Source organism: Nocardia sp. NPDC088792 (assembly GCF_044750615.1).
Lineage (GTDB): Bacteria > Actinomycetota > Actinomycetes > Mycobacteriales > Mycobacteriaceae > Nocardia.
Genome location: NZ_JBIVKC010000005.1, coordinates 567,127 through 578,280, shown reverse-complemented (window position 1 = coordinate 578,280; position 11,154 = coordinate 567,127). Strand labels below are relative to the sequence as shown.

Below are 11,154 nucleotides of genomic sequence, written 5' to 3'. Positions count from 1 at the left end.
CGCCACATCCGTCCGTAGCGATGCCATGGCTACTGGACGCTTGCGCTACATTCAAATGGCAATCATTTTCGTTTTAAGTGTCGTAGTGCCAGGAGTACCACCGAGTGACCAGCAGAAGCTTTGCCCGAGGATTCGCCGTTCTTGCCGCAGGACTCGCCACCGTGGCCACCCTGACCGCCTGCGGCACCGGCAAGAATTCCGACGGCATCACCATCGTCGCCTCCACCAACGTCTGGGGCGATGTCGCCTCGGCCGTCGCCGGCGGCGACGCCAAGGTCACCTCGATCATCAACGATCCCAAGGTCGACCCGCACTCCTTCGAGGTCTCCCCCGCCGACGCCGCCAAGATCAGTGACGCCACCCTGATCGTCTACAACGGCGGCGACTACGACGAATTCATCGACAAGGCCATCGCGGGCAAGAACAAGACCACCGTCAACGCCTTCGACATCGCCGGCTCCGACGACCACGGCGGCCCCGCCGTAGCCGCCGATACGCACGCGCACGCCAACGAGCACATCTGGTACGACATGCACGCCGTCGGCCACGTCGCCGCGCACATCGCCGACGCCCTCGGGCAGCTCGACCCGGCCCACAAGCAGGCCTACCTCGACCGGGCCGGCGCCTTCACCACCGCGCTGCAGCCCATCGAGACCACCCTGCAGCAGATCGCCGCGAACCACCCCAACCAGCCGGTCCTGCAGACCGAACCGCTGGCCGCCTACATGCTGACCGCCGCCAAGGCCGTCGACAAGACCCCGCACGCCTTCGAGGAAGCCATCGAACAGGGCACCGACCCGGCCCCCGCCGATGTCGCCGCCGTGCGGGACATGCTGCGCGACAAGCAGGTTCGCGCCCTCGTCTACAACATCCAGACCGAGGACAAGACCACCCAGGAACTCCGCACCATCGCGAAGAACGCCGGCGTCACCGTCGTCGAGGTCACCGAGACCCTGCCGCAGGGCACCGACTTCCTGCACTGGATGACCCAGAACGCCAACTCGCTCGCGCAAGCGCTGTCCTAGTCATGACCGTGGATTCCGCTGCGGTCGAACCGCTTTCATCGAACGCCGGCAGCCCGGCGGCCGGGGTGACCACCCCGGCCGTACGGCTGTCCGGCGCCCGATTGTCCTTCGGCGACCGAACCCTGTGGCAGGGACTGGATCTGGAGATCGCGCCCGGCGAATTCATCGCGGTACTCGGGCCCAACGGATCCGGTAAGACCTCGCTCATGCGCATGCTGCTCGGACAGCTCGCACTCTCCGCGGGCACGGCCGAGATCGACGGCGCGCCCACCCGGCTCGGGAATCCGGCCATCGGATATGTGCCGCAACAGAAGACCATCGAGGGCGGCGCGCAACTGCGCGGCATCGACCTGGTCGGACTCGGCGTGGACGGGCACCGCTGGGGGCTCGGCTTCCGCGGGCGCAAGGAACGCCGCGGCAAGGTCGCGGCCGCCATCGCCGATGTGGGCGCGGAGAAATACGCCTACGCCCCACTGGATGCCCTGTCCGGCGGCGAGCAACAGCGGCTGCGGGTCGCCCAGGCTCTCGTCGGCGACCCCAAGGTGCTGCTGTGCGACGAACCGCTGCTCTCCCTGGATCTCGCCAATCAGCGACTCGTCGCCGAACTCATCGACCGGCGGCGGCGCACCCACGACACCGCCGTACTGTTCGTGACCCACGAGATCAATCCCGTACTGCCCCTGGTGGATCGAGTGCTGTACCTGGTCGACGGACAGTTCCGGATCGGCACCCCCGACGAGGTGATGACCTCCGAAACCCTCTCCGAGCTGTACCGCACCGAGGTCGACGTGCTGCGCGTGCGCGGGCGGCTGGTGGTCGTCGGCACCGGTGACGCACTCGACGCGCTCGGCGCGGAACACAGTGCGCTCGGCTCGAAACATGATGGGGCGCAGGCATGATCGACAAACTGTCCACGCTCTTCACACAGCTGTTCGACGTGTCGACCACCGTGAACCTGCTGTCCTACGACTTCGTGCAGCAGGCGGTGCTCGCCGCCGCCCTGCTCGGCCTCCTGGCGGGCGCCATCGGGCCGCTCATCATCAGCCGGCAGATGTCCTTCGCGGTGCACGGCACCAGCGAACTGTCCCTCACCGGCGCGGCCGCCGCCCTGCTGGCCGGCATCGGCGTGGGCGTCGGCGCCATCATCGGCTCCGTGGTCGCGGCCGTGCTCTTCGGCCTGCTGGGTTCCCGTGCCCGCGAACGGGATTCGGTCATCGCCGTGGTGCTGTCCTTCGGCCTCGGCCTGTCCGTACTGTTCCTGTGGCTCGGGCCCGAACGCGCCGGTTCGAAGTTCTCCCTGCTCACCGGGCAAGTGGTGAGCGTCGGCAATACCGGCCTCGGACTGCTCGCCACCTGCACGGCCGCCGTCCTGATCGTGCTCGCCGTCATCTACCGGCCGCTGCTGTTCGCCAGCTCCGACCCGGAAGTGGCGGTGGCACGCGGGGTTCCGGTGCGCGCGCTGTCCATCGTCTTCGCCGTACTGCTCGGCGTCACCGCCGCCTTCGGCGTGCAGATCGTCGGCGCCCTGCTGGTGCTGTCCCTGCTGATCACACCCGCGGCGGCGGCCGCACAGCTCACCGCCAGCCCGGTCAAGGTCGCGGTGCTGTCCATCGTGTTCGCCGAAACCGCCGCTGTCGGAGGCATTCTGCTGTCACTGGCCCCCGGCGTGCCGATCTCGACGTTCGTCACCACGATCTCGTTCTCGATCTACGTGATCTGCCGCATCGTCGGCTCCCGCACCCGCAACCGGCGCAGAAAACTGGTCACGGCCTGACGTCCGGGCGAAGTCAGTTACCTTCGCCCGCCAAGGCGAACAAGCCGTCCGTGGTCTGCTCGATGAGACCGTCAACCAGCAGGGAGTCGAGGGCGCGATCCCGCTGCCCGGGATCGCGAGTCCAGGCCAGATCCAAGCGAACCCGCTCCACCGGACCCGAGGCGCCGCGCAGCACATCCAGCAGGCGGCCGCGGGCCTGACGATCGGTGCCCTCGTACTTCTGGACGCGGCGGACCACATCCGAAGGCGGACGGCCCGCGGTTATCCAGGCGCACTTCGGCAATGGGCAGTTACCGCAGTCGGGGTTGCGGGCCGTGCAGACCATCGCACCCAGCTCCATGAGCGCGGCGGAGAACACCGCCGCACGATCCACCTTCGCCGGGAGCAGCGCCTCGGTCTCACCCAGATCGCGGGCCGCCGGATTACCCGCCTCCGCGCGGCCGTGCACCGCACGGGCCACCACCCGGCGAACATTGGTGTCCACCACCGGAACTCGCTGACCATAGGCGAAACAGGCCACGGCACGAGCCGTATACGCGCCGATGCCCGGCAGGCCCAGCAGCACCTCCACATCGGCGGGAACCACATCACCGTGCTCCGCGGCCAGCACCTGAGCGCACTCGTGCAGGCGCAGCGCGCGGCGCGGGTAGCCGAGCTTGCCCCAGGCGCGCAGCACCTCGCCCTGCGGGGCGGCGGCCATGGCCGAGGGCACCGGCCAGCGCGCCACCCACTCCCGCCAGATCGGCTCGACCCGGACCACCGGGGTCTGCTGCAGCATGATCTCGCTCATGAGAATCTGCCAGGCGCTCACGCCGGGCTTGCGCCATGGCAGATCACGCGCGGCCTCGCGATACCAGTCGATCAGTACGTCGCTGTCCACTTCGCCTCCTCCCGGCGGCCGGAACGCCGGGAAATCCCCCGGTTTGTCATCGGCGATGGTATCCATGGTCGGCGGCGTCGGTATCCGTGCGGTACCGGCCGGCCCACCAGCACCCGCGACCACGCGGTCGGGATGACTTTGCCCGACCGTAACGCCACAGACTGGCCGGTAACCAATCTGCTATGGAAAATGGGACACATGCCGCATTCCACTCCGATCAGTGCCTGGAAATCCCTGCGCGAGGGCAACGAGCGCTTCGTCAACGGAACGTTGCAGCACCCTAGCCAGGGCGCCGTCGACCGGGCCAAGCTCGTCAGCGGCCAGCAGCCTTCGGCAATCCTGTTCGGCTGCGGCGACTCCCGCGTCGCCGCCGAGATCATCTTCGACCAGGGCCTGGGCGATATGTTCGTGGTCCGCACCGCCGGCCACGTCGTCGACTCCTCGGTCCTCGGATCCATCGAGTACGGCGTGCAGGTACTGAACGTGCCCCTCATCGTCGTCCTCGGCCACGACAGCTGCGGCGCCGTCGCCGCCACCATCGACGCCCTCGACGGCGGCAATGTCCCCGGCGGCTTCATCCGCTCGGTCGTCGAACGCGTCACCCCGTCCATCCTCATCGGCCGCCGCGAAGGCCTGGAATCCGTCGACGAACTCGAAGCCCGCCACGTCGAGGAGACCGCCCGCCTGCTCATGCAGCGGTCCATGATCATCTCCCAGCGCGTCGCCACCGGCGAATGCGCCATCGCCTGCGTCACCTACAACCTCGGCGAAGGCGAAATCCGCCTGCACCGCGTCATCGGCAACATCGGCGAACTCGCTTAACCCCCGGACCAGGACCGATCCGTCAGAGCCACGCCCGTTCCAGGGCCGCGGCCGACCCCCACCACTGACCGGCTCGGCCCACTGCTGCTGCAGTGGGCCGAGCCCTTTCAGCATCCGCCGATATCGCACCGGCCAGCGTAAAGCGGCGAAATGTACCTGGCGGCCGGGCTGTTCAGACGCCGACACGCCGAGACCCTGCTCGGGGTGATACCGACCGTGCCCTTACCGTTGTCAGCGTGCTGGAACCGAATGGACCACTGCCGCCGGAAATCTACTGGCGCCGCCGCCTGCTGGCGATCGGCGTCCTCGTGGTCGCCCTCGCGCTGGTGATCTGGGCGGCCTTCGCACTGCTGAAGGGCGGTGGCAGCAGCGACAACAAGGCCGCCGCCAAACCCTCCACCTCCGCGAACGGCCCCACCAACAAGCCCGCCGGAAGCTCCACGGGCGCACCGGAATCGAGCAACCCCGCGGGCAGCAGCGTCAGCGGCAGCGCCGCACCCGTCGCGGCCCAGGGCCAGTGCCCCGACCAGTCGCTGGCCGTGAAAGTGACCGTCGGACAGCCCACCTACAAGGCCGGCGACCAGCCCGTGTTCGGCATCGTCGTCACCAATATCTCCAGCGCCGCCTGCCAGCGCGATATGGGATCCGGGCTGCAGCAGGTCGCCGTGCAATCCCTCGACGGCACCCGCCGGCTGTGGTCCAGCACCGACTGCTTCCCCGACGGGACCCCCGACGTCCGCACCCTGAACCCGGGCCAGCAGGCGGCCTTCACCGTCACCTGGTCCGGCGCCACCTCCCAGCCCAACTGCGCGGGCGAGCGCGTGCCGGTCACCCCAGGCCCGTACACCGTTGTCGCACAGCTGGGTTCGGTCCGGAGCGCCCCCGAGCCGTTCAATATCACCTGACACCCGTCACCATCGGCTGAGGCCCGCCAAGCCTTCCCGGATGCGGCGGGCCAGTTGGGCATTCATGCCGTCCACCGCCTCCAGATCGGCCTGTGTCGCCTCCAGCAGGGCACGCAGGCCGCCGAAGGCCTGCACCAGCGGCTCGACCTTACGGAAGGGCACACGCGGAATCTGGGCCAGCAAACGGTAGCCGCGCGGCGCGACCGCCGTGTCGAGGGCCTCCACCGTGGCCGGATACCCCAGGGCGGGAGCCAGATTCGCCAGCTCCAGCAGCTCGGCGTCGGCCAGCGCGTCCGACCGCGCCAGGGCGCGATCCGCCTCCGGCTCACCCGCGACCTCGGCCACCAGATAGTCACGCACCAGCAGCCGGCGCAGATTCTCGGTGTCCGCGGTCGATTCGGTCAGCTGCAATGCCAGCTGCCGCCCGTCCGTCCCGAGCTCCAGCACATCCTCCTCGATCTCACCCGCCGTACGGCGCATGAGCTCCAGGCAGTGCAGCACCGTCAGCACCTCGCGCAGCGTCGCGAAGTCGTCGACCTCCAGCTCCGAGAGCCGCCGGGTCACCTCGTCCAGCCGGAACCGGTAGCGCTGCAACGTCGCCATCGCCTGATTCGCGCGGGAAAGAATTGTCGGCGAATCCTGCACCAGATGCCGGGCGCCGTTCACATAGACGGTCACCAAACCCGTCGATCGGCTCACCGAAATCACCGGATAACCGGTATGTGCCGCAGTGCGTTCGGCGGCCTTGTGCCGGGTCCCGGATTCCACCGTCGGCAACGCCGGATCGGGGACCAGATGCACATTCGCGCGCACAATGCGGGAACCGTCCGTGGAAAGCACCACGGCGCCATCCATTTTCGATAATTCACGCAATCGGGTCGGCGCGAATTCGACATCCAATTCGAATCCTCCGTCGCAGATGTGTTCCACGCGTTCGTCATAACCGAGCACCACGAGACCGCCGCCACCCGCACGCAGAATGCGATCCACACCGTCCCGCAATTGCGTTCCGGGAACAAGTCGCGCGATCACCGCGCGCACTGCCGCGGACGAATTCTCCTGCCCTCCGGCAATATCGGTCGCACGCCCCGTACCAGCGACGGAACGCCCCAGCAGACCCGTCATCCATTTCCCCGCCACTACTCCGCAGCCTCCACCGGCGTATGCGCCCGGCGGCGCTGCCGCAGCCCCGTGACGGCCAGCGCCGCACGGAGATCCGGCACCTCGCGCAGGGTCATCTTGCGGCCCGTGCGCTCCACGCCCGTCGGCACCAGCGCCTCGGTGAACCCCAGCCGCTCCGCCTCCGCCAGCCGGCGCGTCAGGCCCGTCACCTGCCGCACCTCACCGGCCAGGCCCACCTCGCCCAGCACCACCATGCCCGGCGGCAGCGCCTGATCCGCGCTCGCGCTCGCGATGGCAAGCGCCACAGCCAGATCGGCGGCCGGCTCGGTCAGGCGCATACCGCCCACCGTGGCCGCGTACACATCCTGTTTGCCGACGTAGATGCCGCCGCGGCTCTGCAGCACGGCCAGCACCATCGAAACCCGGTTGTAGTCCAGCCCGCTCACCGCGCGGCGCGGGGCGGGCGCCTGCGTCTCCACCGTCAGGCCCTGCACCTCGCCCAGCATGGGCCGCTTACCGTCCATGGCGACCGTGACCGCGGTGCCCGGCACCGAGGTCCCGCGGTGATGCAGGAACAGCCCGGAAGGATCGTCCACACAGACGATTCCGGCCTCCCGCATCTCGAAACAGCCCACCTCGTCGGTGCTGCCGAAACGGTTCTTGATGCCGCGCACCATGCGCAGCGCGGAATGCTTGTCACCCTCGAACTGCAGCACCACGTCCACCAGATGCTCCAGCGTGCGCGGGCCGGCCACCGCACCGTCCTTGGTGACGTGCCCGACCAGCAGCACCGCGATACCGCTCGCCTTGGCCAGCGAGGTGAGCGCCGCCGTCACCGAACGCACCTGCGTGACACCGCCGATCACGCCGTCCACATCCCCCGCCAGCATGGTCTGCACCGAGTCCACCACCAGCAGTGAGGGTTGCACCTGCTCCACATGCCCCAGAATCGTCGCCAGATCCGATTCCGCGGCCAGATAGACCTTCTCGTGCACGGCGCCCGTGCGGTCGGCCCGCAGCCGCACCTGCCCCGCCGACTCCTCCGCGGTCACGTACAGCGCGATCTCGTCCCGCGCCCGCGCCCACCGATGCGCCACCTCGAGCAACAACGTCGACTTCCCCACCCCCGGTTCCCCCGACAACAGCACCACCGACCCCGGAATGATGCCGCCCCCCAGCACCCGATCCAGCTCCGACACCCCCGTCCCCCGCGCCTGCGTCGTATTCGAGTCGATGCTCGAGATCGGCGCCGCCGCCGTACTCGGCAACATCGCCCGCCGCCCCACGGCCACCCCCGACGCCGAGGCCGACACCTCCTCGATAGTGCCCCACCCCGCACAATCCGGGCACCGCCCAACCCATTTGGCGACCTCGTGCTGACAGTCCGCACACCGGTACAACGACTTCACCTTGGCCACGCGGGCAGCCTATCCACCAGCAGTGACAGAAACACCCTGCGCCACCCCGTCACCCGTGCTACGCCGCCGCCCCACCTCAAAGACGGGAACTCCCAAGGTTCGCGGCCGTCTCGATTCTGGACCGAGTGGAGCGGGGGAGCGAAGCGGAGGAGCGGAGGGAGGGAAGAATCGAGACTCAGTGCCGCGAACCCGCCCCGGAGCGAAGCGGAGGGGCCAAAAACACCGCACCCGCCTCGGAAGGTCCGAAGCGGGTGCGGGAGTGCGGGATTCGGTCCGGCTCAGTGCTGGGCGCTCGCCGACTGCGAGGGCTCGGCGCGCTGGGCCTCGGGCCCGGCGTCGACCGGGACGTTCACGACGACCGTGCCGGCCTCTTTGAAGTTGAAGGTGAGCGGGTAGGTCAGGCCCGGGGTCACGTCCCGGGTCAGGCCGGTGACCTCGATGAGCAGCGGGGCCGCGTTCGGGTCGTTGGCCTGATCGCTCACCGCCTCGGCGCTGCCCGCCGCGGCATCACCCTTCTTGGGCAGGTTCGCGACCAGCGTCTGATGGGTCTTGATGGTCTTGTCGCCGGTGAACCTCACCTGGCCGAGATCGGTGCTGATGCTGACGAGCTCGTCGTTCTTGACGTCGCTGAAGTTCACGGCGCTGAAGGCCAGCACCGCGGTGCCGCCCTTCGCGTTGTCGTACTGCTCGCTCTGCGGCAGCAGGAAGCGCACGTCACGCAGCGCCACCTGGCCGACATTCGCGGCATTGCCGTTGACCGCCGCGACCTGGCTCGCGGTCTGTGAAACCTGACCGGCGCCGCACCCCGTCAGGGCGATGACGGCGCCCGCGGCGAGCGCGATACCTGCAAGAGCACGCCGCTGCATCTTCATCGCGGCTCGCCGCGGCGCCTGCGACGCTGTGGTGGCTTTCAGGGCAGTCACGGGGTCCTCCATGTCGACCGGCTCACTCCACTATGGAGAGTAGTAGTCAAAGAGAGTAATCCGTGTCTCCCGGCCCCCTACACGCGGGCGGTGTGTCGGAAGTGGCGCGCTGGATGAGCCGTCGGCGACGCGCGCGGGCCCGACACACCGTTGGATGTCTTCCCGGCGGCGCCGGATTCCGGGGGGCTTGTCAAGTGATCTCGAAATCGATGAGCCCTCGCGCGTCGCCGCAATCCGATGCATTGCCGTTTATGGGCGGTGCGCAGTTGCGTATGCAGAGTGCGCAGTCGCATATGCGTCCCGACAGAACTGAGCGGTATCCCCTTATGCCACAACAAGATGCACACGATTCGCGTTCTGTCAACCCCCGCCGCCGCCTCGTTGTGGCCCTGACCTGCGCCGTTGATCGCGCCGTTACCGAGTCGCATGTTAAACTGTGAACATCGAAAGGGGCACGGGACACATGATTTTTAAGGTCGGAGACACCGTCGTTTACCCCCACCACGGAGCGGCGCTGATCGAAGCTATCGAAACCCGCACCATCAAGGGTGTACAAAAGGAGTATCTGGTCCTGAAGGTCGCACAAGGCGACCTGACCGTTCGGGTTCCCGCGGAGAATGCCGAGTACGTCGGCGTCCGCGATGTTGTCGGACAAGAAGGCTTGGACCGAGTCTTCCAGGTGCTGCGGGCTCCGCACACCGAAGAGCCGACAAACTGGTCTCGCCGCTACAAGGCCAACCTCGAGAAGCTCGCCTCCGGCGATGTGAACAAGGTGGCCGAGGTCGTCCGCGACCTGTGGCGTCGTGAGCAGGACCGCGGCCTCTCCGCCGGTGAGAAGCGGATGCTGGCCAAGGCCCGTCAGATCCTCGTCGGTGAGCTCGCGCTCGCCGAAGGTACCGACGACGTCAAGGCCGAGACCCTGCTGGACGAGGTTCTCGCCGCGGCGTCCTGACCGTGAACAGATCAACCGGCGACGATCGTGTCGTCGCGCTGGTTCCTGCCGCCGGCATGGGTGTTCGCCTCGGTGAAAGCAAGCCGAAAGCGTTCGTCCACGTCGGCGGCAGTCCCATGCTCACCTGGGCGATCCAGGGCTTGATCGCCTCCGGGTCGGTCGACGAGGTTGTGGTTATGGTGCCCGCCGAACTCGTCGACGCGACCCGCGCACTGCTGCCGGCGTCCGCCGTCCCGGTACACGTCGTGACGGGCGGCGCCGAGCGCACCGATTCCGTCCGGGCCGGGCTCGACGCCGCGCCGGACGCCGACTTCGTGCTCGTGCACGATGCCGCGCGCGCCCTCACCCCGCCCGCCCTCATCACTCGTGTCGTCGCCGCGCTGCGTGCGGGCGCGCGGGCCGTGGTGCCCGCCCTGCCCGTCTCCGACACCATCAAGTCCGTGGATGCGACGGGCGCGGTCACCGGCACCCCCGATCGCTCCGGGCTGCGCGCCGTGCAGACTCCGCAGGGCTTCGACGCGCGACTGCTGCGCTCGGCCTACGCCACCGGCACCCAGGCGACCGATGACGCCGGACTGGTGGAGATGCTCGGTACGACCGTGCAGACCGTGCCCGGCGACGCCCTGGCCTTCAAGATCACCACACCGCTGGATCTGGTCCTCGCGAATACGCTTGCCGCCCAGCGTGACCCCGCCGACATTGCCGGGGGACTGGACACGACACGCGAGGCGGTGACGGCTCCGTGATCGATCCGATGGCTCTGCGCACCGGAATCGGCAGCGATGTACACCCCATCGAGCCCGGCCGGCCCTGCTGGATGGCCGGACTTCTCTTCGAAGGCGACAGCGGCTGCGCCGGGCACTCCGACGGTGATGTCGCCGCGCACGCGCTCTGCGACGCCCTGCTGTCCGCCGCCGGACTCGGCGATGTCGGCGCGGTCTTCGGCACCGGGCGTCCCGAATGGGAAGGCGTTTCCGGGGCGGCCATGCTGGAGGAAGTCCGGCGGCTGCTCGACGACGCCGGGTACGTGATCGTGAACGCCGCCGTGCAGGTGATCGGCAATCGGCCCAAGATGGGACCGCGACGCGCCGAAGCGCAAAAGGTACTCGGTGAAATTCTGGGGGCGCCGGTTTCGGTGTCCGGCACCACCACCGACGGCCTCGGACTCACCGGCCGCGGCGAAGGCGTGGCGGCGGTCGCCACCGCCCTGCTGTGTTGTCGTTCCTGACAATTCACGATCGTTCCGCGGCGCGTCCGCAACACAGATTGTGTGACGGCCCTTCCCGAAGCCGTATCCGCCCGTAAACCCACATTTATCGACAACTAGGATGCT

The 11,154-nt window shown here is 68.5% G+C and carries 12 protein-coding genes; 8 read left to right on the top strand and 4 right to left on the bottom strand.

Annotated features, from left to right (window positions below):
* Positions 1-104 precede the first annotated feature (104 nt).
* Genes ACIP5Y_RS34870 through ACIP5Y_RS34860 form a run of 3 tightly spaced genes read left to right on the top strand, consistent with a single transcriptional unit; the run spans position 105 to position 2,799 of the window.
* Entirely contained in the window at positions 105-1,025 is a 921-nt protein-coding gene (locus ACIP5Y_RS34870; RefSeq protein WP_400356643.1) for a metal ABC transporter solute-binding protein, Zn/Mn family, read from the top strand.
* A 2-nt stretch (positions 1,026-1,027) separates the two neighbouring features.
* The gene (locus tag ACIP5Y_RS34865) at positions 1,028-1,924 is read left to right on the top strand and encodes a metal ABC transporter ATP-binding protein (RefSeq protein ID WP_400356642.1); all 897 of its coding nucleotides are present in this window, start codon (positions 1,028-1,030) and stop codon (positions 1,922-1,924) included.
* The gene (locus ACIP5Y_RS34860; protein ID WP_400356641.1) at positions 1,921-2,799 is read left to right on the top strand and encodes a metal ABC transporter permease; all 879 of its coding nucleotides are present in this window, start codon (positions 1,921-1,923) and stop codon (positions 2,797-2,799) included. Before ACIP5Y_RS34865 ends, ACIP5Y_RS34860 begins: the two co-directional genes overlap by 4 nt.
* Positions 2,800-2,812: 13 nt before the next feature.
* Here ACIP5Y_RS34860 and ACIP5Y_RS34855 read toward each other — a convergent pair whose 3' ends face one another.
* On the bottom strand, positions 2,813-3,745 hold the full coding sequence (locus ACIP5Y_RS34855) for an A/G-specific adenine glycosylase (RefSeq protein ID WP_400356640.1): 933 nt from the start codon (positions 3,743-3,745) through the stop codon (positions 2,813-2,815).
* A gap of 132 nt (positions 3,746-3,877) precedes the next feature.
* Here ACIP5Y_RS34855 and ACIP5Y_RS34850 point away from each other — a divergent pair, with 132 nt between their 5' ends.
* Complete coding sequence (locus ACIP5Y_RS34850) at positions 3,878-4,501, top strand: carbonic anhydrase (protein ID WP_400356639.1); 624 nt, start codon at positions 3,878-3,880, stop codon at positions 4,499-4,501.
* Between the two features lie 236 nt (positions 4,502-4,737).
* Positions 4,738-5,406 (top strand): hypothetical protein, encoded by a 669-nt coding sequence (locus ACIP5Y_RS34845; protein WP_400356638.1) that lies wholly within the window; start codon positions 4,738-4,740, stop codon positions 5,404-5,406.
* A 6-nt stretch (positions 5,407-5,412) separates the two neighbouring features.
* Here ACIP5Y_RS34845 and disA read toward each other — a convergent pair whose 3' ends face one another.
* The 3 genes from disA to ACIP5Y_RS34830 form a co-directional block, all read right to left on the bottom strand.
* Positions 5,413-6,531 carry a DNA integrity scanning diadenylate cyclase DisA gene (gene disA, locus ACIP5Y_RS34840; protein WP_400356637.1) on the bottom strand — a complete coding sequence of 373 codons (1,119 nt, stop codon included), beginning with the start codon at positions 6,529-6,531 and terminating at the stop codon, positions 5,413-5,415.
* Between the two features lie 14 nt (positions 6,532-6,545).
* Positions 6,546-7,946, bottom strand: coding sequence for a DNA repair protein RadA (gene radA / locus ACIP5Y_RS34835; protein ID WP_400356636.1), 1,401 nt, complete (start codon positions 7,944-7,946; stop codon positions 6,546-6,548).
* Positions 7,947-8,224: 278 nt separating this feature from the next.
* Positions 8,225-8,869 carry a hypothetical protein gene (locus ACIP5Y_RS34830; RefSeq protein ID WP_400356635.1) on the bottom strand — a complete coding sequence of 215 codons (645 nt, stop codon included), beginning with the start codon at positions 8,867-8,869 and terminating at the stop codon, positions 8,225-8,227.
* A gap of 463 nt (positions 8,870-9,332) precedes the next feature.
* Here ACIP5Y_RS34830 and carD point away from each other — a divergent pair, with 463 nt between their 5' ends.
* The 3 genes from carD to ispF are packed head-to-tail and all read left to right on the top strand — an operon-like array spanning position 9,333 to position 11,049.
* On the top strand, positions 9,333-9,821 hold the full coding sequence (carD, locus tag ACIP5Y_RS34825) for an RNA polymerase-binding transcription factor CarD (protein ID WP_019931623.1): 489 nt from the start codon (positions 9,333-9,335) through the stop codon (positions 9,819-9,821).
* 2 nt (positions 9,822-9,823) lie between these two features.
* A complete protein-coding gene (gene ispD, locus ACIP5Y_RS34820) occupies positions 9,824-10,567 on the top strand; it encodes a 2-C-methyl-D-erythritol 4-phosphate cytidylyltransferase (RefSeq protein ID WP_400356634.1) in 744 nt (247 codons plus the stop codon).
* A gap of 14 nt (positions 10,568-10,581) precedes the next feature.
* Positions 10,582-11,049, top strand: a complete 468-nt coding sequence (ispF, locus tag ACIP5Y_RS34815) for a 2-C-methyl-D-erythritol 2,4-cyclodiphosphate synthase (protein WP_400356947.1) — start codon at positions 10,582-10,584, stop codon at positions 11,047-11,049.
* The last annotated feature ends 105 nt before the right edge of the window (positions 11,050-11,154 follow it).

What these genes read in the sequence shown, in the direction of transcription:
- ACIP5Y_RS34865 (WP_400356642.1), top strand. Translation starts at nt 1,028, where the DNA reads ATGACCGTGGATTCCGCTGCGGTCGAACCGCTTTCATCGAACGCCGGC.
- ACIP5Y_RS34860 (WP_400356641.1), top strand. Translation starts at nt 1,921, where the DNA reads ATGATCGACAAACTGTCCACGCTCTTCACACAGCTGTTCGACGTGTCG.
- ACIP5Y_RS34855 (WP_400356640.1), bottom strand. Translation starts at nt 3,745, where the DNA reads ATGGATACCATCGCCGATGACAAACCGGGGGATTTCCCGGCGTTCCGG.
- ACIP5Y_RS34850 (WP_400356639.1), top strand. Translation starts at nt 3,878, where the DNA reads ATGCCGCATTCCACTCCGATCAGTGCCTGGAAATCCCTGCGCGAGGGC.
- disA (WP_400356637.1), bottom strand. Translation starts at nt 6,531, where the DNA reads ATGACGGGTCTGCTGGGGCGTTCCGTCGCTGGTACGGGGCGTGCGACC.
- carD (WP_019931623.1), top strand. Translation starts at nt 9,333, where the DNA reads ATGATTTTTAAGGTCGGAGACACCGTCGTTTACCCCCACCACGGAGCG.